Origin of the sequence: Flavobacterium terrigena (assembly GCF_900108955.1) — a bacterium.
Lineage (GTDB): Bacteria > Bacteroidota > Bacteroidia > Flavobacteriales > Flavobacteriaceae > Flavobacterium > Flavobacterium terrigena.
On the sequence record NZ_FNYA01000002.1, the window covers coordinates 224889 to 247160 of the forward strand.

The window sequence follows — 22272 nt, forward strand, 5'->3', positions numbered from 1 at the left end:
ATTGCCGAAACAACTATATAATAGATGCAAAAAAGTGTTAAAGGTTGCGTGAAAATAATTTATTTTTGCAAAAAACAAATTATGTTAAAGAAATGTTATAGTGAATTTTTAATTGAGTGTGGTACTGACGAAGCTGGTAGAGGCTGTTTAGCTGGGCCTGTTACAGCAGGAGCAATTATTTTACACAACCCTAACCTTGTCTTAACAAAAGAAAAGAAAAAGTTAGAACAATTATTATTTAAATCTATAAATGATTCCAAACAACTGACTGAAAAAAAGCGTTTTGAGTTAAGACCAATTATCGAAGAATTGTTTGATTTTGCTTTTATTCATATCAATAATGATGAAATTGACGAAATAAACATCCTTAACGCTTCCATGAAAGCAATGCAAGAAAGTATTTTGAACCTAAAAACACAACCAGAATATATTATTGTAGACGGAAACAGACCTTTAAATGGAAAACTGGGCATGAAACAGACTAAAGGAAAGATTTTCACATCTGAAGAAATTGAAATTTTAAAATCTATTCCAAATACTTCAATAATAAAAGGTGATGCAAAATATTTAAGCATCGCCGCAGCTTCTATTTTAGCAAAAACATATAGAGATGATTTTATGGATAAAATCCATGACGAGTTTCCAATGTACAATTGGAAGAAAAATAAAGGCTATCCTACAAAAGAACACAGAGATGCTATTAGAAAACATGGGATAACAAAATACCATCGAAAAACATTCAGACTGTTACCAGAACAGCTAACTTTAGAACTATAAAAATCTAAACGAAAGAATTTTCGAATAAAACCGAAAAATGTTTTAGAATTTTTTCTTTTACTTCTTGCTCATCAACTGGCTTTCCTAATTCCACATGCATTGAAGTAACGGCTTTTCCTCGAATACCGCATGGAATAATATTATCAAAATATCCTAAATCGGCATTGACATTTAGTGCGAAACCATGCATAGTTACCCAACGTGAAGCTCGAACTCCCATCGCACAAATTTTTCTAGCAAAGGGAGTTCCAACATCAAACCACACACCTGTTTCACCAGGACTGCGTTCTGTTTTCAATCCATATTCCGCTAAAGTTAAAATAATTGCTTCTTCTAAAAAACGAAGGTATTTATGAATATCTGTAAAAAAATTTTCCAAATCTAAAATTGGATAACCTACAATTTGTCCAGGACCGTGATAGGTAATATCTCCTCCTCTATTTATTTTGTAAAAAGTCGCGCCTTTTTCTGTCAATTGTTTTTCCGAAAGTAATAAATTCGAAAAATCACCACTTTTACCTAATGTATAAACATGTGGATGTTCTACATATAAAAAATAATTTGGCGTAACAATTTCTGGAGCATTTCTTTTCTGAATTTTTAAATCGACTATAGCCGCAAATAATTCTTCTTGATAATCCCAAGTATCTTTATAATCTTTATTCCCTAGATCGAGAAGTTGAATTTTTTTGTTCATAATTTAAAGGCGTTATTTTTCGCCACGAAGACACGAAGTCACAAAATTTATTTTCATCCCACTAATAATTCAACTGAAGTTAAAAAAATGGAAGTTGTTTTCATTTATTCGAATTCAATATTTAAATTCAACTCTTTGATTTTTTTAGTAAACTCATCAAATTTATATTTAATAAAAATTGTTTTTTTATCGTCGCTCAATTTATAATTCGATTTTGGTAAAGAAACTTTTTTTATTTTTTTAGCAAATGTATATTGAAAATCAAAAGTAGAATCTTCCAATCCTTCCTTCATCATTTCTCCCATTTTCTCAAATTCTTTATTCATTTTCTTAATTTCTTCCTTAGACATTTCCTCTTCTTCCTCAGAAACCTCTTCATCGTATTCCATATCATTAACTTCATCACTTTGAGAAACTTCACTGCTTTCTATTTCTTTATCTTTCAAATTTAAAGTATCCATTGACTCATAATCAAAATCTACAATCTCAGCAGCAGAATCAATTACTTCTTCATCATATTGTGATTCTACATAAGGTTTTTCAACTACAGTTCTAGAAAAACTTTTCGCATCAAATACATATTTTACTTCTGTGTTTCCTCCAGGATTTGCTGCGTCTAATGCACCTGTTTTTTTTCCTGATAAATCTTTCATAGTTGAAAGTACAGAACCAACATTTCCAGCTTCAGAAATCGTTTTAAAATCGGTATACATAATGTACTTCATTTCACTTTTAGCTTTATTAACAACTATTCGCATCGAATAATTCTTCATTTGCTCATAATGAGCTAATTGCTCTGCAGTTGCTTTTTTTCCTTCCTTTTCATATTTCGCAGCCATATCTTTAAAAACGATTGTGCTGTCCATATCTTTATCAGTACCTTCAGTTAATTCTTTAGTCATTTTATTAGACTTATCTAAATCTTTAGTGATAACCAGCATTTTTGACATATCAACTGTGTAAGCTAATTTACCCGAACCATCTGCATTAAAGATAATTTGCTCAGAAATGGAGCAACCAATCAAAGAAAATCCAACAACAAAAGCAAGTAGTGTTTTTTTCATTTTTGTAAAATTTATTTATTGCGATTTCAAAGATACAATTTTGAATTAATTCTGCTAACAAATTCCCACTTTGAAACTTTATTTCAATTACCTATCTTTGCACTCTTAAAAATATAAAACATTATGCAACTTTCCGAACAAGAAATCATTAGAAGAGAGAAATTACAAGCCTTAAGAAATTTAGGCATAAACCCTTATCCTGCAGATTTATATCCTGTAAAAGACACTTCAAAAACCATAAAGGAAAACTTTGAAGAAGGTAAGAAGGTGGTAATTGCTGGTCGATTAATGAGTAATCGTGACCAAGGAAAAGCATGTTTTGCAGAAATTCAAGATAGCGAAGGTCGTATTCAAGCGTATTTTAACAGAGATGTTATTTGCGAAGGTGACGACAAAACTTTATACAACCAAGTTTTCAAAAAACTTACCGATTTAGGTGATTTTATTGGAATTGAAGGTGAATTATTCACTACGCAAGTTGGTGCAAAATGTATTCGTGTTTCCAACTTTACTTTTTTAAGTAAAACATTACGTCCATTACCATTTCCAAAAACGGATGAATCTGGAAAAGTGTACGATGAATTTAACGATGCAGAATTACGTTACCGTATGCGTTATGTAGATTTAGTTGTGAACCCACAAGTGAAAGAAGTTTTCGTAAAAAGAACAAAATTATTCTCTGCCATGAGAACTTTCTTTAACGAAAGTGGTTACATGGAAGTGGAAACACCAATTTTACAATCGATTCCTGGTGGAGCTGCGGCTCGTCCGTTTATGACGCATCATAATAGTTTGGATATTCCTTTATACATGAGAATTGCGAACGAATTATACTTAAAAAGATTAATTGTTGGTGGATTTGATGGAGTGTACGAATTTTCTAAAAACTTCCGTAACGAAGGAATGGACAGAACGCACAATCCAGAATTTACAGCAATGGAAATATATGTAGCGTACAAAGATTACAATTGGATGATGGAATTTACCGAAAACCTTTTGGAATATTGTGCTACAAAAGTAAATGGAACTCCAGATACTACTTTTGGAGAAAACAAAATTAGTTTTAAAGCGCCATACGCAAGAGTTACGATGACGCAATCTATTATTGATTTCACTGGTTTTGATATTTCTGGAAAAACAGAAGCTGAATTATTTGCAGCGGCAAAAGGAATGGGAATTGATGTGGATGAAACGATGGGTAAAGGGAAATTGATTGATGAAATTTTCGGAGCAAAATGTGAAGGGAATTATATTCAACCTACATTCATTACAGACTATCCAAAAGAAATGTCGCCTTTATGTAAAGAACACCGTGATAATCCTGAATTAACGGAGCGTTTTGAATTAATGGTTTGTGGAAAAGAAATAGCAAATGCATATTCTGAATTAAACGATCCAATTGATCAACGTGAGCGTTTTGAAGCACAAATGGCTTTAGCCGAAAAAGGTGACGATGAAGCGAACGGAATTATCGACGAAGACTTCTTACGTGCTTTAGAATACGGAATGCCTCCAACTTCTGGTCTAGGAATTGGAATGGACCGTTTGATTATGTTTTTAACGAACAACGCATCAATTCAAGAAGTTTTATTCTTCCCACAAATGCGTCCAGAGAAAAAAGTGACTTATGAATTAACTGAAGATGAAAAATTCATTGTTTCATTATTAGAAAAAGAAAACAGTCAACCAATTGGAGCATTGAAAGACAAATCGGCGTTAAGCGGAAAAAAATGGGATGCCGCGATGAAAGGTTTAGCAAAACACGGCTTAACTACAGTTGTAGTTGATGGTGATAATAAATTAGTTGTTTTAGGATAAAAATCCTTAGAAATAACAAAACAATATGACATCATATTGTCATTTCGACGTTAGGAGAAATCACATAAAGATTTTGATTATGAGATTTCTCACTTCGTTCGAAAAGACAAAAAACAAAAAACCTCGAAGCAATTAAGTTTCGAGGTTTTTTTATATCTATTATTTTCTGTTTAATTTCTTAAAATTTCAATCCGAACATTAAGCCATCACCAACAAATCCGCCTTGGTAGCTACGAATATAATCAATACGGAAAATTTTAAACTTACCAAAACCAATTCTATCAAAACCAACAGTAACTTCTTGATAGGGTTTGTTATCTGAAGTAGCTAATTGATGAAATCCTCCAACTAAATTCCAACCTAATTTATTCAACAATGGAATTTTATTCATGAAATAACCATTATCGTTATAATTTACGTGTGTTTCAAAATATTGATTATTGGTCGATTGCGTATAATATGGCAATAAATTAAAACTTGAATTGTACTGACCGTCAATTTTAACGTGCGTTTGATTTCCATTAAAATGTTTGTAATCTGCAAATGAAATATTGTTGGCATTAAAGAATTTACCTGCTTTTATATTTAAGTCTAAATCGCCTTTATTAGCCAATGTTTTACTGTAATTCAACCTAGCTTCCAAAAAGTCATATTCATAGCCTTTAGCAGTCGCTAAAAACGCTTTTGTGTACGTAAAACCAAGTGTTGGATATTTTCCTTCGTTCATGTTCATTTTTCCATCTGGTCTGGTAATGTATTTTTGACCGAAAACAATTCGTGAACTTAAACTAAACTTCGTTAAATGATGTTCTTCAATTGCTGCAAACTCATCAGAACTTGGATTTAACGGATTATTTGAACTGTAAACATCATCTGTTTTTACCCAAGATTGATCCGTTGTGTTAAATAATGGCTTTCTGTTTTCGTAAGCTAAATTAGCATTTAAAAACAATCCGTTTACCACTTCTCTACCTGTTCCAATTTCTACAAATTCTTTTTCGTATAATTTCATGAAATTATTTTTAAAAACTAACGAACTTACAGAATTTACAATTCCAGAAATAGGTTCTGAACTATTAAATTGGTTGACTTTATTTCCTCCAGCAATACGAATAAACGCATCATTAGTATTGTTGAATTTATGATAAAAAGCAGCAGTTGGTCTTAATCTTTTATCTGAAAATCCGTATTGAAAATCGGAATTAATTGTCGTATATTTTCTTTTTTCTTCATTAAAATTAGAATACGAAAATCCAGAACCAATTCGGTAACCTTGAACCGTATTAAAATTTAAAGAAGACAAATTAAACAAACCTTGATAATTAAAACGTTTGTTTTTAAAACTGTTTTTATACGAATATCCAGTGATAATTTTAGTTAACTTGAATTTGTTAGATTTAGCATCAACAGAATCCATATAAACTTGAGAATTTCGAACTTTATAAACACTATCTTTTTTTACATAATTGGTTGTTTCCTCTTCTGTTAAAGGTACAGGACGATTTTCTAACCAATAAGAATCTTCTTTTTTATTCGATTTTTCTGCAAAAGTAACTACTTCGCTTCCAAAGGTTTTCTTCTCAAAACTATCCACAAAATTATAATTACTAAAAACATGTGTATATTTCCCATTGAATTTCATCATGAAAATTCCCGCTTTAAAATCGAACGATTGCAAACTTTTTACCCACATTTTATTATCGGGATTAAAGTTGAAATTCTGCACTAATTTTAATGATTCTAAAAACTCTTGTTGCGCTCTATAGCCTTGAATATCTAAATCTACAGCATAAATCGCATACGTTTCATCAACAATATAAATATAACCTTCAAAAACAGGTTCTTTATCACGTTTTGGTGTGACTTTAATTTTATAGATATAATTATTATAACTATCTGTAAAAGTATCTTCTAATTTATATTTGTAATACGTAAAAGCATTTGAAGCAATTGGCGAAATCATTGGAATATTAAAATCAATTGTATTCTGATAGAAATCGTAATTGGTATTTATCGCCGTGTTAAAACTAAATCCGTTATCATCACCAGCAATTTTACTTGCGATAATTTCTTCTTTTAAATTGTTTGGTTTTTCGAACTTAATTTTAGAAACCGTTTCCGATTGATAAATAATTCCAGCACCTGTAGAATCAACATTTCCATCTAAATCACCTATTTCAATACCCATAAATTTCTTAGGAATATCTTTCACTCTAAAAATTCCTCTAGAATAAAAATCGGCTTCAAATTTATCTGTTTTTTCGGTATTTTTTGTACGATTTGCAATTGCGTTTTTTATAATCCCGATGGCTGGATTTTCGCCACTTTTCACAACAACTTCTTCAATAGAATATTCTTCATCTGATAAAGTTGCATTAATAACAGCTGGAAAAGAGTTGATTTCTTGTGTAACCGTTTGGGTTTTATACCCTAAAATTTTAAAAACTAAAGTATATTTTCCTGTTTTTTTAACGTTCAACTCGTATTCTCCATTTTCATTTGAAGAAGTTCCGTTATATGTTTTTTCAACAGTAACACTAGCGTAAGGTAAAGCATTTCCTTTTGAATCTGTAACCTTTCCTCTAATTTGAGCAATTGTAAAACTTGAAAATAATGCTAAGGCAAATAATAATTTAAATTTCATAAGTGGCTTTAATTGTTAATTTGATTTTTATATTATTGGTTTGCAAATATTATTATTTATTACAGAAATTTCTTATAATTTATGCTTTATTTAACTTGTTCTACTGAACCTGAAGTACTTTCAGTAATTTTTACTTTTTCTAATTTCCCGTAGTATTTTACAGATGCACTCGTAGAAGCTGTTGCATCTAAACTTTTTACAGCTACCACATTTACATCTGAAGAAGTACTTGCAGAAACTTGTGCCACATTTGAGATTAACTCTTTTGCATCACAATCAGATGAACTTGAAGCATCAATAGCCAAATTGTTTGTCTTCCCTTTTAAATCTACAGTAGAACTACTACTTAAATTCACAGCTACATCTTGTGTTGACATATTTAAAGCTACATTTGAACTCGATGAAGCATCAATAAAAATAGAGTTACAAGTCACGGTTCCAGAAAAATCTGCACTTGATGATGTATTAATTTTCAATAAACTCACGTTCAAATTATTTTTGATTGAAAAAGTAGCAGATGAACTTACTGTAACACTTCCAATTCCTTTATTTGTAACAGAGACAAGTAGTTTACTCGTGTCGATATTTTTAAAATATTTGTCGTTATCTATATAAATTCTTAGAATATTATTTTTTGCTTCTACCTTTAAATATTTCATTAAATCTTTTTCCCAACTTACCACAACACTTTGTGTTGTTCCTTGCGTATACACTACATTTACACTTGTTGAAGCCTTAATAGCAGTAAAATTACCAACTACTCTAGTTTCTTTAACTTGGGCATAAGAAGTGCCAATCATTGCAAAAAAAGCAATAATAAATACGTGAATTTTCTTCATTTTTTTATAGTTTTAGATTGTAATTTTATAGACGATTTTTAAATCAAAAGAGTTGCATCAGTTATAAAAAACTTTGCAAAGCCAAAGTATAACTTTGTAAACCAAAACCAATAATTACACCTTTTGCATTTGGCGAAATATAAGATTGGTGACGAAAAGTTTCTCTTGAAAAAGTATTTGAAATATGTACTTCAATTACGGGTGAAGTTATGGCTTTTATACAATCGCCAATAGCCACAGAAGTGTGCGTATAAGCTCCTGCATTTAAAATTATGCCGTCATAAGAAAAACCTACTTCTTGTAGTTTATTGATAATTTCTCCTTCTACATTAGATTGAAAATACTCTAATTGTAGCGTTGGAAATTGAGATTTCAATTCATTAAAAAACGAATTGAAATCTTGATTTCCGTATATTGAAGTTTCTCTTTGTCCTAATAAGTTTAAATTAGGCCCATTCAGAATTAATAACTGCATTATTTTCCGTCTTTGTCAACTACAATTTTATTATCTCTGTTTGCTAATTCCCAAGCTAAAGTAAAGGCTAATTTTCCTCTCATAGCTAACAAATCGTATTCTATTTTATCAGCTGTATCGTTTGGTCCATGATAGTCTTCATGCACACCATTGAAAAAGAAAATAGAAGGAATTCCTTTTTTAGCAAAGTTGTAATGATCAGAACGGAAATAAAATTGATTTGGATCGTTTCTAGCATTAAAAGTATAATCTAAATTTAATCCAACATATTTAGTATTCATTTCTTCGTTTATAGAATGCAATTCAGAGCTTAATCTATCAGAACCAATTACATACACGTATTTTCCGTCTGTTTTGTGACTTCCAATTGTATCTCTACGACCCACCATATCAATATTAATATCGGCTACCGTATTTTTAATTGGGAATAATGGATTTTCAGAATAATATCTAGAACCATGTAAACCATGCTCTTCACCTGTTACGTGTAAGAATAAGATAGAACGTTTTGGCCCATGACCTTCTTTTTTAGCTTCAGCGAAAGCTTTAGCGATTTCAATTAAAGTAACTGTTCCAGAACCATCATCATCAGCTCCATTAAATACTTCACCATTTTTCATACCAATATGATCATAATGAGCAGAAATAATCACTACTTCTTCTGGTTTTTCAGCACCTGGAATAAAAGCCCAAATATTTTCAGAATCACCTAATTTTGGAGAAAATCCTTTTTTCATAAATTCTGAAGGAACTTTTTGATAATAATCAGTTGAACCTGGAGGGTTTTTAATCCCTAAAGCTTTATATTGTTCAATGATGTACAAACCAGCTTTTTTCTGACCTTCTTCACCAGTATTTCTTCCTTTCATTTCGTCGGAAGCAATAACATGAAGATTTTTAGATAAACTAGCCTCGTTAATGGTGTTCATGTATTTTGCAACATCAACAACTTTTCTCGAACTAACAACTGTTTTTTTCGGAGAACAACTAAGCAAAAATGCTGCTGTTGTAAGTAGTAGTAATAACTTTTTCATATATGGATAATTTGTTTTTTTGTTGTCATATATGCTATCGCTATTTAAATATTGGCTTTGCTTCGCAAACTTTAACCAATAGCGATTTCATCTGTAATTGTTAAAAACATTACAAATCTAACTAAAAAAGTTTTATACCAATAAATTTTATAAGAATTTTAAGAAGGAAAGTGAAATAAAAAATGGCAAGCGACCTACATCGCACCGCTACAACCACATACCTTTGCTGCGTTCCCACCCTGGAGGATTTTGAGGGAGCTGGTCGTGTAGGACTTGCCGGTGCAAATATACAATCTTTTATTATTTTTACAAATCAAAAATTAGTTTAAAATAAATTGTATTATTGTAGTATTAATTATTACTGAAATGAAAAAAATTAACTTACTTATAATCACATCATTAAGCGCGTTTTTATTAAATTGTGGAGAATCAAAAGATTTGTTTTCTATCGCTTCAAAAGACTTAAAACAAGTATATAAACCAAATGAGAGTGTCAATTTAAGTGTTGAAAACGCAGAAAATACCACAATAGATTCTGTGGTTTATTATTCAAACGATGTTAAATTAGGAACATCTGCAAACAATAAAGTGTTAAACTTCAAATTAGACAACTTACAATTTGGCATTCAGGATATAAAAGCAGTCGTGTTTTACGAAGGTCAAAAAGCAGAATGCATAACTTCTTTTGAATTGGTATCTAACATTACACCGAAATTATACGAAACTAAAGATTATACGATTTTAAACACCTATAATCACGATGCTAATGCTTACACTCAAGGTTTAGAATTTTATAAAGGTATTTTATTAGAAGGGACAGGTCAAAATGGCGAATCAACTTTAAGAAAAACCGATTATAAATCAGGAACCGTTTCAAAATCAATTCCACTTTCTCAAGAATATTTCGGAGAAGGAATTACTGTTTTTAATGGCAAAATTTACCAATTGACTTGGCGAAATAAAGTCGGATTTATTTATAATGCAGAAACTTTAGTTCAAGAAAAAACGTTTAATTATTTTGCAGATATTGAAGGCTGGGGATTAACTCACAACGACAAACATTTGATAATGAGCGACGGAACAAATAAAATTTACTTTTTAGATCCACAAACTCAAAAAATGGTGCGTTCTATAAATGTGTATTCTGACACAAATGCCATTCCAGAAATAAACGAATTAGAATGGATTGATGGAAAAATTTGGGCTAACATTTATCAAAAAGATGTTGTAGTTATTATTAATCCCGAAAATGGTGCTGTTGAAGCTGTAATTAATTTTTCAGCATTGAAAACAAAAAATAAAAAAATATTAACAGATGGAGATGAAGTTTTAAACGGAATCGCCTACAATCCTGCTACAAAAACCGTTTTTATTACTGGAAAAGATTGGGATAAAATGTTCGAAATTAAATTGAAATAATTTTCCTGAAATTATTTAAACAATCAAAACTACTACTATGAAAAAAATTATAATTGCGTCAGTATTTCTGATGTTTAGCATACAAATACATTCACAAAACAAAAAGAAGAAAATGAATACTATTCAACCGCCAGTTGCGAAAATAATTCCAAAAAAACTGGAAAAACACGGAAATGTAAGAACCGATAATTACTATTGGTTAAATGAAAGAGAAAATCCAGAAGTTATTGATTATTTGAATAAAGAAAACGACTATTACAACCAATCAACCGCACATACCAAAAAATTTCAAGATGATTTATTCTTAGAAATGAAAGCTAGAATTAAGGAAGACGACAGTTCTGTTCCTTATTTTTACAACGAATATTGGTACATCACACGTTTTGAAACAGGAAAAGATTATCCAATTTATGCCAGAAAAAAAGGAAGTTTAGACGCAAAGGAAGAAATTTTATTCGATTGTAACGAAATGGCAAAAGGTCACGCCTACTTCAATTTAAGCGGAATGAGCGTGAGTGGCGACAATAAATTGGTCGCTTTTGGTTTAGATTTAGTTTCAAGAAGACAGTATACCATTCAAATCAAAAATTTAGAAACCGGAGAAATCCTTTCTGATAAAATTGAAAACACAACTGGTGGTTCATGCTGGTCAACAGACAATAAAACCATTTTTTATACTGGAAAAGACGCACAAACCTTACGTTCAGATAAAGTTTTCAAACATAAATTAGGGACAAATGCGTCAGAAGATGTTTTAGTTTTCCATGAAAAAGATGACACGTACAACACGTTTGTTTACAAAGAAAAATCAAAAAAATATATTATAGTTGGTTCTGGAAGTACGCTTACAACTGAATATCAAATTTTGGAGGCGAATAATCCTGATGGAAAATTCAGAATTTTTCAACCAAGAACACGTGGTTTAGAATATTCAATTTCTTTCTATAAAGATAGTTTTTACATCTTAACCAATGCCGACAAAGCAACCAATTTCAAATTAATGACAACACCTGAATATGCGACATCAAAAGAAAATTGGGTAGATTTAATTCCACATAGAAAAGACGTTTTATTAGAAGGAATTGAAATTTTCAAAAACTATTTAGTAGTGGAAGAACGTTCAAACGGATTAAACAAAATTCAAATTAAACCTTGGGATGGTTCTGGTGATTATTACTTACCATTTAACATTGAAACATACACATGTTACACAACTTCAAACGTAGATTTCAACACAGATATTTTGCGTTACGGATATCAATCTATGGCAACTCCGTCTTCTGTGATTGATTTCAACATGAAAACCAAAGAAAAAACGGTTTTAAAAGAGCAAGAAGTTTTAGGTGGAAAATTCGACAAAAATAACTACACAGAAGAAAGAATTTGGGCTACAGCAGCAGATGGAACAAAAATTCCAATGAGTATTGTTTACAGAAAAGGCATCAAAAAAGATGGCAAAAATCCATTATTACAATATGCTTACGGTTCTTATGGTTCTTCAATGGATCCTTATTTTTCTAGCACTCGTTTGAGTTTAATGGACAGAGGATTTATATATGTAATAGCACACATTCGTGGTGGAGAAGATTTAGGAAGAGAATGGTACGAAAACGGAAAGCTATTAAAAAAGAAAAATACATTTACTGATTTTATCGATTGTAGTAAATACTTAATCGCTGAAAAATATACTTCTGCAGAACATTTATATGCTGAAGGTGGTTCTGCTGGTGGATTATTAATGGGTGCGATTGTAAATATGGCTCCAGAATTATACAATGGTGTCATTGCACAAGTTCCTTTCGTAGACGTTGTTACAACGATGTTAGACGATTCAATTCCTTTAACAACTGGGGAATATGACGAATGGGGAAATCCGAACGAAAAGAAATATTATGATTATATGTTATCTTATTCTCCTTACGATCAAGTAAAAGCTCAAGATTACCCAAATATGTATGTTTCAACAGGCTTACACGATTCTCAAGTACAATATTTTGAACCAGCAAAATGGGTTGCGAAATTAAGAGTGATAAAAACAAACAACAAACAATTATTTTTAGATACAAATATGGAAGCGGGTCACGGAGGTGCATCAGGTAGATTTGAAGCTTTGAAAGAATTAGCTAAAGAATTTGCTTTCTTATTTGATTTAGAGAAAATTAAAAAATAAATTAAAGAATGATTTGTCAATCTGTCCCGAAATTTCGGGACAGATTGACAGATACAATATTTAAAGATATGATATTGAACATGAAGAAGGAAATAACAGCATATAACTCTGTTTTAGAATTAGTTGGAAACACACCAATTATTAAATTAAATAAAGTTTCAGAAGGATTAAAAGGAAATTTTTACGCTAAAGTAGAAGCTTTCAATCCTGGACATTCAGCAAAAGACAGAATTGCATTGCACATTATCAATAGCGCGGAAGAAAAAGGCATTTTAAAACCTGGTGCGACCATTGTGGAAACTACATCTGGAAATACCGGTTTTAGTTTGGCTATGATAAGCATTATTAAAGGTTACAAATGTATTTTAGCAGTAAGTGATAAATCGTCGCAAGATAAAATTGACATGCTAAAAAGTATGGGCGCAAAAGTGTATGTTTGCCCTGCAAGTGTAGCTGCAGACGACCCAAGAAGTTATTATGAAGTGGCAAAAAGAGTTCATGAAGAAACGCCAAATTCTATTTACATCAATCAGTATTTTAACGAGTTAAATATTGACGCACATTATTGCAGTACGGGAAAAGAAATTTGGGAACAAACCGACGGATTGGTAACTCATGTAGTAGTTTGTAGCGGAACTGGCGGAACTATTTCTGGAATTGGACGTTATTTAAAAGAGCAAAATCCGACGATAAAAGTTTTAGGAGTGGATGCTTTTGGATCTGTTTTGAAAAAATACCATGAAACTAAAGAATTTGACGAAAAAGAAATATTTCCATACAAAATTGAAGGTTTGGGCAAAAACCTAATTCCTACAGCAACCGATTTTGATATTATTGACCAATATGTAAAAGTAACAGATAAGGAAAGTGCTATTATGGCAAGAGAAATTTCAAGAACTGAAGGTTTATTTGTTGGTTATACATCAGGAGCTGCTTTTCAAGCAGTAAAACAATATGCTGAACAAGGTGAATTTGACGAAAACAGCAATGTAGTAGTTATTTTCCCTGATCATGGTTCTCGTTATATGAGTAAAATTTATAGCGATGAATGGATGCAAGAACAAGGTTTTTTAGATATTGAAAACATAGATGAATCACTAAAAATAGAGATTATTAGATAACCTCATTTTATAAAACAATACCAAAAATCCTCATTTTAAATTAATTTGAGGATTTTTTTGTAGGAATTTAATATATTTACAAGCAAATGTTATAAAACTACTGTTTTATAACTGAAAAGTTTACATCTTTAGGAGTTGACAAACATCAGCTACAAACCAAATTTAAAATACCAAAAATGAAAAAAATAGTACTCGTACTTATCTTAATAACAAATCATTTATTATTTGCTCAAGTTCAACATATAAATATTGGTCAAGAATCTTCAAACCAATTTATTGAAGTAATGAATCAGTTCAGCCCAAAAAATCATCCTGGTTCTGGCACAAAAAAGCAAATGGTTTGGAAATCACAAGACAACATTTATTTATATGGCAATGACAGCCAAAGCAATAATTATGGGAATTCATCTTTTTGGGTTTACAATTTAGCTATTAAACAATGGAAATGTTTACAAGACAATAATATTACCGCAAATTTTGGCACAAAAGGAGTATTTAACAACACTAATACCCCTGGTAAAAGATCTCAAAGTATAACATTTGTTGACAATAGTGGAAATTTATATCTTATGGGTGGAACTTATATTACCTATGTTTCAAATAGTGTTGAATATAATGATTTATGGAAATATGATATCACTTTACAACAATGGGCTTGGATTGGCGGATATAACACTCATGCTGCTGGAATTGCAGGTAATTACGGTCCAATTGGAGTTGAATCACAAAATTATTATCCTTCTTCAAGAATTTTTTCAAATCCACTAGTATCAAATGACGGAATGATATACATTTATGGTGGTCATGCTCCAACATATGATGGTTATGATAAATATGATTTGTGGAAATATAACCCTAACAACAACTCATGGACTTTACTTTATAAACCTACAAATAATTCGCAAAACATCGGAACAGTTGGTGTTGAAGACATAAACAATCGACCTGGTTGTTTATTAGGTTATACTTCATGGTTTTTTGATAATAGCTTATGGTACTATGGAGGTTCATCTGAAAACAACACAGCTGAAACTTCAGTTCAGAAAAAAGTTTGGAAATTTAATTTATTAACTCAAAAATGGACTTGTGTAAAAAATCCAAGTACAGTTGATGCTATATATGGTATACAAAACACAAGTGATATTGTTAATACTCCTCCATCCTTAATCCATATGTCAAACTCAATAGTTTACAATAACGAAGCTTATTTTATTGGTGGCTATGAATTAGGCGGAAATACTACTGATGAATTAAATAGAGAATATCACGGTAGTCTTTGGAAGTATAATATGCTCACAAATCAATGGACTTGGCTAAAAGGAAAACAACTAACAAAACATCCAGGTTTTTATGGAAAAAAAGGCGTTGAGCGAAGTGAAAATTTACCTTCATCAAGAGTACATTCTTTTTTATGGATAGATAACAGTAATACTATTAATTTATATGGAGGACATTCATATAAAGATGATGGAATAATTCCTACGCAAGAATTTTGGGAATACAACATTTCATCAAACAATTTCATTTGGACAGAAGGCTTAAGTAGTATTGGTAAAGGTTATTATTTTGAAAATTTAAGTAATCCTTCTGTTTATAATATTGTTGGAGCAACAGAATTAAAATGGGCAGAAAAAGGAAATAAACTTTGGTTTTTCAGCACATTAAACAATCAGCCTTTTCTTGGAAGCTCTTTTTTGGGCGGAATGTTTGAATACGATATTGCAACTTCAACTTGTTATAAAATAAAAGAGTTTAGTTCAACCCCATACAATTATGGTGTTTATGGTCAAATAAATGTAACTGACGCTTCAAACATCCCACCATATAGAGAAAATGGAAGTTTATGGGAAACTGATACTAAATTATATTTAATGGGTGGCTTCGGTATGACAGGTAATACTTATTATTATAATGATTTTTGGGTATTTGATAAAGCTACAAAAAATTGGACTTGGATTGGTGGTTCAAAAAACAATGACACACCCTATTCTTTTTACTCAAATATCGGAGAAGCAAATTCAAACAATTACCCTAGAAGTCGCGCAAATGCTCAAACTTGGGTAGATGCTCAAGGCAATCTTTGGCTATTCTCTGGTGTGAATGATCAAGGTTATTATTTAAATGATTTTTGGAAATTTGATACTACTATTAATCAGTGGATATTAATGGGTGGAAATCAAAATAACTGCACAAATAGTACAACCTATTTTTTAGATACTTACCCACCATTTGTCCATAGCGCAGCTGCTTGGTCAAAAGGAAATGATTTGTATTTTTATGGAGGTAATGGTTTAGGCAAAGCAAACACACTATTTACAGCTGGGTTATTAAGTGATATTTGGAAATATTCAACCACAAATAACGTTTGGACAAAAGTACTTGGTAATAGAAAAATTGACATTAATGGAAATTATGGAGTAAAGGAATATGGATTTATTACTAATGTTCCCGGTTCACGAAAAGATTTTGTAACATGGTCAGACAATTACGGTAATTTATGGTTGTATGGCGGATTTGGAAGAGGAACTTCTGGAAATTCTCAAGGCTTTTTATTTGATTTTTGGAAATATGATCTTTCATTAAATCTTTGGATTTGGATGGATGGATTAAACAATCAACCAGTCGCTTATGATCCTTTATTCGATGCCAATAACTACAATTTACCCAAAACAGTAAACAACTATTCTGTTGCTTATAAAGGAAATGGAAAATACTATTTAGCATCTGACGGCTTGTTCGAGATTGATTTTAATTCATATCAAAAAGATTATAATAGTATTGAAGGTGTTGCAAGATTCGACAATAATAATAATTGCGATTTAAATGATATCACAGCACCAAATTTAAAACTTAAGATAAATAATTCAACTGAAAATCAGTTTTACACAGATTTAAATGGTTACTACAAAATATATACTCCGTTACAAAACAACACATTAGAGGTTGTAGGTTTCGGTGAAAACAGTAGTTATTATAATGTAAACCCAACTACAGCAACAATAAATTTTTCTGGATTTAATAACACTCAAATTCAAAACTTCTGTGTTTCTCCAAACGGTTTACATAATGATGTGGAAATAATTATAATTCCAATCAGTGATGCGCGTCCAGGATTCAACAACCAATATAAAATCATCTATAAGAACAAAGGAAATGCAACAATCTCTGGATCTTTACAATTCAATTATAACGATAATATAAATGATTACATTAGTTCTTCTGTTCCTCCAACATTACAAAGTTTTGGATCATTAGAATGGACTTATAACAATCTAGTTCCTTTTGAAAGTAGAAGTATTATGGTAACTTTAAATCTAAACACGCCAATAGAAACACCAGCAGTTAATGGCGGCGATTTAATCAATTTCACAGGTACAATTTTGCCTTTATCAGGAGATGAAAACTCTAATGATAATACTTTTGCATTAAGTCAATTAGTAGTAAATTCATTTGACCCAAATGATAAAATATGTTTACAAGGTAATTTGGTAGAAGCAAATAGCATTGGAAATTATGTTACTTATAAAATCAGATTTGAAAATAATGGAACTTCAAAAGCTCAAAATATCGTTGTCAAAGACTATATCAACCCTAATAAATTCGATATCGAAAGCATTATAACTTTAGATGCAAGTCATAACTATAGAAAACTAATTACATCAACTAATAATTTAGAATATCATTTTGATAATATTAATTTACCTTTTGATGACGCTAATAATGACGGTTATGTTGTTTTTAAAATCAAAACAAAATCAACGCTAGTTGCAGGTGATACTTTCAGTAATTTGGCGTCCATTTATTTTGATTATAATTCGCAAATAGATACAAACAATTACATTACAACTATTCAAAACCTATTAGGTTTTCAAGAAAACGAGGTAATAAATACGATTTCAATTTATCCAAATCCAGTAAAAGATATGCTACATTTTCAAACAAAAGAAAATGTCTTGAAAATAGAGGTTTATGATGTTGCCGGTAGAATAGTAAGTTCAAAAGCAATACTTGAAAACAAAGTGAATTTAAGTGAATTAAAAACTGGAAATTATTTCCTTAAACTTTATACAGAAAAAGGAATAACAAATACTAAAATTATAAAAGAATAGAAACACAACTATACAAAGACTCCCGACTTTGAACTATTAAAAATACAGATTATTAAATAACACAATCTTACCATACAACATCTAAAACCCTCATTTTGAACTAATTTGAGGGTTTTTTTACAGGAATTAATTAACTTTACAAGAGAACAAGTCTTGATCTTGATAAATATTTTAATCTGTAACTATAAAAATTAGATAATAATGAAAGCAATTACATTTTTTAAAAGTCTATTCATTTTGACTTTACTACTAATTACTTTTAGCTGTCAAGAGAAGAAAGTTGACACAAAAGAAGAAAGCGAAAAACTAATGCAAGCAAGTCGCGATTGGTCTGCAGCAGCAAATTCGAGAGATATTGAAAAGATCCTAAGTTATTGGACAGATGATGCCATACTAATTTCTGCAGGAGAACCAGAATTAAAAGGGAAAAAAGCCATTCGTGAGATGGTTGAAGCTTCTTTGAAAAATCCTGGCTTTAGTATAAGTTGGGAACCAATTAGCGCTGAAGTTTCAGAAAGTGGCGATATGGGCTACATAATAGAAAAATCAAAAATTATTGAGAAAGATTCAACCGGAAAGGAAAAGATTATGACCTTTCAAGTAGTTAATATCTGGAAAAAACAAAAAGATGGATCTTGGAAAAACGCAGTTGACATTATGAGTCCAGACAGTCTTAAATAAACAGAAACATCAAAACAGCATGAATCACAATAAAAGATGCCAAAATTCGTTCTTATTCTAAGAATCTAAAAAAACTTTAATTTATGAAAAGAATATTTTTGAACATCTTAGCTACTGCTGCAATTCTTACAACAATTGCTTTCCTAATGGATGGCGACATTAAAGAACCAAGTATGTTAATGCGATTTGTAGAATTTTTTGGAATGATGGGAATTCTATTTGTCTTAATTTCAACATTTTATTTTACATCAAATTTAATTTTTAAAAATCTCCAGAGAATTTAAAGTATTATAAAGTCTAAAATCCTCATTTTAAAACTAATCTGAGGATTTTTTGTAGGATTTTTTTATATTTACTGTGATAATTAAAATCAAATGAACCAACTAAAAAAAGGAGAATTTTACGGAACACATTACCAAAAGTCTACTTTTGAAAATATCATCATTACTGATACGGAATACACACATAGTAAAGTGGATTGGCATTATCACGAAAACCCTTATTTCACCTATTTACTTGAAGGGAAACTCTTCGAATCTAACAAAAAAGAATCATATTATTTAGAACCTGGGAATTTACTATTTCACAATTGGTAAGACGCACATTATAACATAAAACCGCCTGTATTTACAAGAGGATTCCATATTGAACTAAATGAAAATTGGTTTTCAAATTACGACATTCAAATCGCAGATTTTGAAGGAAGCATCAACATAAAAAATCCGTTGACAAAAAACTTAATGAATAAAGTATATGTTGAGTCAAAAATTAACGACTTATATTCAAATTTAAGTATCGAGTCATTAATGATTGAACTTTTTAGCACCATAAAAGAAAATCGAAAAACAAGTTCTAAAAAACCAGAATGGGTAAACAAACTTCAAGAACTTTTTTTAGAAGAACAAATGGATTATTCCTTACACAATTTAAGTTCAATTTTAGGAATTCACCCCATTCACCTATCAAGAGAGTTTACCAGATATTTCGGCACAAGTTTGGGAAACTACATTCGGTTATTAAAAGTCAATAAAGCCTTTCATTTAATCGCATCCAATAAATTTTCAATGACAGAGATTTGTTATCAATGCGGATTTTACGACCAAAGTCATTTTATTTCAAGTTTCAAACGAATTTACAATACAACACCAACAAAATTATTTAGAAAAATTTGATGATGTTAATTTTATACAATTTTGACGATTTTAAAAATCTCATCTTTACATCTTACTATTAAATTAATCAAAAAATGAGATTTCTAAACAATCTATCCTTATTCTTAATTCTTTTTTCGTTCTCAGTCAATGCACAAGATATGGCTGAATATACTGACAATTGGGAAGGAAAAATTGAAAATTCTAAAACATTCTGTCTGAAAGTAGCAATTGAAAACTTCGGACTTGAAAAAGCGATTTTCAAAATTTATAACAACAAAAGCATAATCAATCAATCTTTTAATGCTAAAAATGCTCAGCAGATAACAATCCCCATTTCTGAAAATTTATTTTTTGAAGGAAATCTCTCCAAAAACGGGAAGGAAATTAATGGTTTTATAAAATCTGGCTTACTACTTTATCATGTAAAATTATCTAAATCAAAAAACAATTCTTTTATTGGCAATTGGAATGTTTTAATGGTGGACGAACTCAAATCACAAGATTTTTATTTAAGTGTAGAAAATGGTTCAAATAATGACTATCAAGCGTATCCGTTTTTAGCTGATAATCGTTTTACTGGAACTTGGTGTGACAATTTTCAAAAAGAAAATAACATCATAACATTTTCCGACTTTAAAACAGGATTGCAATTTAAAGGAAAATTAGAATCAAATAAAATTGAATTAGAAATACTTTTAGGAAATCACTCAATCACAAAAGTAGATTTAAAAAAATCGAAAACTGATTGGAAAATTGGTGGTTTTAAAACAGAAAATTCAACTTCCATTCTTCCACTTATCAAAATGGAAAATCTTATTTCAAAGGATTCATTACCTAACACACATTCTGTTTTAATTTCGAGAAATGGCAAACTCATTTATGAAAATTATTTTGATGGTTATAACGCAAATGTCCCACACGATATGCGTTCATCTGCAAAAAGTATTTCATCAGCTATAGTTGGAATTGCAAAAGATAAATCCTTATTTAAGAGTGTAGAACAATCCATTTTTGATTTTTTACCAGCAAAATATCAACCTTTAAAAGACAGTTTAAAATCGAAAATAAATATTCAAAGTCTCTTAACAATGAGTTCCGGATTAGATGCGATTGATTATGGTATAAATGCGAATCCAAAATCTCCAGCAACGGAAGAAAATTTTCAAAGAGCGAAGGATTGGATACAAACCATTTTGGCTGTTCCAATGATTAACAGTCCAAATACAAAAGCGAATTATGGTTCTGCAAATCCGTATTTACTTGGAATTGCGATGGATTCTTTAGTTTCTGAACCTTTAGAATTATTTATGGATACGAATTTATTTCAAAAACTAGAGATTTCAAATTACATTATTCAGGCTGATTTGAATGGAAACCCTTATTTTGGTGGAGGAATGTATCTTACACCTAAAGATATGCTGAAATTTGGAGAGCTATATCTTAACAAGGGAAAATGGAACTCAAAACGTATTTTATCTAAAAGTTGGATAGAAAATTCATTTACAAATTATCGTGCTTTAGAAAACACCAAAGATAAAAATGGATATGGTTATTTATGGTGGCATCATACCTATCAAATTAATGGCAAAAATATTGCATCTATTGAAGCTAGAGGAGCTGGTGGACAATATATTTTCATTATTCCTCAATTGAAAACCGTCGTTGTTATAACATCTGGAAATTATCGAAATGGAAAAACCCAACAGCCAGAAATGATTTTTGAAAATTACATCTTGCCTCAACTTGAAAACTAAGAAGTTAAATAAATCCCAATTCATTAAACCTTTTCGAAATTATACTGTCCAATACTAAACTTTAAAATTTTATATTATGAAAAATGTGGTAAAGAAATTAGTATTCGTAATGACGTTATTAGTTACATTCGGAGTTTCGGCTCAAGATAGAAAAGAAAAACTAAAAAATGCCTCTCCAGAAGAACGTGTAGCGATGAGAACCGAAAAACTTTCTGAAAAATTAAGTTTAGACGAAAATCAGAAAAGGAAAGTCAAAGAAATTTTTGCAGCGGAACAAAAAGAAAACATGGCGGCTAGAGAAGAAATGAAAGCCGAAAGAGAAAAAATGAAAGCCGAAAGAGAAAAAATGCTAGCTGAGAAAAAAGCTACGATGAAAAAACAACACGAAGAATTGAAAGCAAAGCTAAAACCAATACTTACAGACGAGCAATTTAAAAAATGGGAAGCGATGCAAAATGAAAATATGGAAAAAAGAAAAGAGGGAAGAAAACACAAAAAAGAATAATTATTCATAAA

At 30.5% G+C, this 22272-nt stretch carries 18 protein-coding genes and 1 other RNA gene; 12 read left to right on the forward strand and 7 right to left on the reverse strand.

The features are described 5' to 3' along the window. The first annotated feature begins 81 nt into the window (after window positions 1-81). The gene (locus BMX42_RS04550; protein ID WP_091310890.1) at window positions 82-777 is read left to right on the forward strand and encodes a ribonuclease HII; all 696 of its coding nucleotides are present in this window, start codon (window positions 82-84) and stop codon (window positions 775-777) included. Window positions 778-781: 4 nt separating this feature from the next. Here BMX42_RS04550 and lipB read toward each other — a convergent pair whose 3' ends face one another. Continuing rightward, on the reverse strand, window positions 782-1474 hold the full coding sequence (gene lipB, locus BMX42_RS04555; RefSeq protein ID WP_091309427.1) for a lipoyl(octanoyl) transferase LipB: 693 nt from the start codon (window positions 1472-1474) through the stop codon (window positions 782-784). A gap of 104 nt (window positions 1475-1578) precedes the next feature. Beyond that, window positions 1579-2538, reverse strand: a complete 960-nt coding sequence (locus tag BMX42_RS04560) for a hypothetical protein (protein WP_091309430.1) — start codon at window positions 2536-2538, stop codon at window positions 1579-1581. Between the two features lie 123 nt (window positions 2539-2661). On the opposite strand from BMX42_RS04560, the gene lysS reads away from it, so the two are divergent. Continuing rightward, window positions 2662-4356, forward strand: coding sequence for a lysine--tRNA ligase (lysS, locus tag BMX42_RS04565; protein WP_091309433.1), 1695 nt, complete (start codon window positions 2662-2664; stop codon window positions 4354-4356). A 178-nt stretch (window positions 4357-4534) separates the two neighbouring features. Here the strand turns inward: lysS and BMX42_RS04570 are convergent, their stop codons facing one another. The 5 genes from BMX42_RS04570 to ffs form a co-directional block, all read right to left on the reverse strand. Next, window positions 4535-7000 (reverse strand): DUF5686 and carboxypeptidase regulatory-like domain-containing protein, encoded by a 2466-nt coding sequence (locus BMX42_RS04570; protein WP_091309437.1) that lies wholly within the window; start codon window positions 6998-7000, stop codon window positions 4535-4537. A gap of 86 nt (window positions 7001-7086) precedes the next feature. Further along, complete coding sequence (locus tag BMX42_RS04575) at window positions 7087-7839, reverse strand: head GIN domain-containing protein (RefSeq protein ID WP_091309440.1); 753 nt, start codon at window positions 7837-7839, stop codon at window positions 7087-7089. 61 nt (window positions 7840-7900) lie between these two features. Continuing rightward, entirely contained in the window at window positions 7901-8314 is a 414-nt protein-coding gene (gene aroQ, locus BMX42_RS04580; RefSeq protein ID WP_091309443.1) for a type II 3-dehydroquinate dehydratase, read from the reverse strand. Next, a complete protein-coding gene (locus BMX42_RS04585) occupies window positions 8314-9348 on the reverse strand; it encodes a M28 family metallopeptidase (protein WP_091309447.1) in 1035 nt (344 codons plus the stop codon). The genes aroQ and BMX42_RS04585 overlap by 1 nt, the downstream gene beginning before the upstream one ends. A 181-nt stretch (window positions 9349-9529) precedes the next feature. Further along, window positions 9530-9627: signal recognition particle sRNA small type (gene ffs / locus BMX42_RS04590), an RNA gene on the reverse strand. Window positions 9628-9714: 87 nt separating this feature from the next. On the opposite strand from ffs, the gene BMX42_RS04595 reads away from it, so the two are divergent. From BMX42_RS04595 to BMX42_RS04640, 10 genes are all read left to right on the forward strand, one after another. Next, window positions 9715-10767: a glutaminyl-peptide cyclotransferase gene (locus BMX42_RS04595; RefSeq protein WP_091309451.1), complete on the forward strand. Its 1053-nt coding sequence runs from the start codon at window positions 9715-9717 to the stop codon at window positions 10765-10767. A 37-nt stretch (window positions 10768-10804) separates the two neighbouring features. Further along, window positions 10805-12937, forward strand: a complete 2133-nt coding sequence (locus BMX42_RS04600) for a S9 family peptidase (RefSeq protein WP_091309455.1) — start codon at window positions 10805-10807, stop codon at window positions 12935-12937. Window positions 12938-13017: 80 nt separating this feature from the next. Next, the gene (locus BMX42_RS04605) at window positions 13018-14058 is read left to right on the forward strand and encodes a cysteate synthase (protein WP_091309458.1); all 1041 of its coding nucleotides are present in this window, start codon (window positions 13018-13020) and stop codon (window positions 14056-14058) included. Window positions 14059-14234: 176 nt separating this feature from the next. Continuing rightward, a complete protein-coding gene (locus tag BMX42_RS04610) occupies window positions 14235-18167 on the forward strand; it encodes a DUF7619 domain-containing protein (RefSeq protein WP_091309462.1) in 3933 nt (1310 codons plus the stop codon). 201 nt (window positions 18168-18368) lie between these two features. Continuing rightward, complete coding sequence (locus BMX42_RS04615) at window positions 18369-18848, forward strand: YybH family protein (protein ID WP_091309466.1); 480 nt, start codon at window positions 18369-18371, stop codon at window positions 18846-18848. An 83-nt stretch (window positions 18849-18931) separates the two neighbouring features. After that, on the forward strand, window positions 18932-19132 hold the full coding sequence (locus tag BMX42_RS04620) for a hypothetical protein (protein ID WP_091309470.1): 201 nt from the start codon (window positions 18932-18934) through the stop codon (window positions 19130-19132). Between the two features lie 90 nt (window positions 19133-19222). Next, window positions 19223-19444, forward strand: coding sequence for a hypothetical protein (locus tag BMX42_RS04625; protein ID WP_091309473.1), 222 nt, complete (start codon window positions 19223-19225; stop codon window positions 19442-19444). Window positions 19445-19588: 144 nt separating this feature from the next. Continuing rightward, window positions 19589-20020: a helix-turn-helix domain-containing protein gene (locus BMX42_RS04630; protein WP_143055604.1), complete on the forward strand. Its 432-nt coding sequence runs from the start codon at window positions 19589-19591 to the stop codon at window positions 20018-20020. A gap of 74 nt (window positions 20021-20094) precedes the next feature. After that, the gene (locus BMX42_RS04635) at window positions 20095-21756 is read left to right on the forward strand and encodes a serine hydrolase domain-containing protein (protein ID WP_091309478.1); all 1662 of its coding nucleotides are present in this window, start codon (window positions 20095-20097) and stop codon (window positions 21754-21756) included. A gap of 76 nt (window positions 21757-21832) precedes the next feature. Further along, complete coding sequence (locus BMX42_RS04640; protein WP_091309480.1) at window positions 21833-22261, forward strand: hypothetical protein; 429 nt, start codon at window positions 21833-21835, stop codon at window positions 22259-22261. Window positions 22262-22272: the final 11 nt, after the last annotated feature.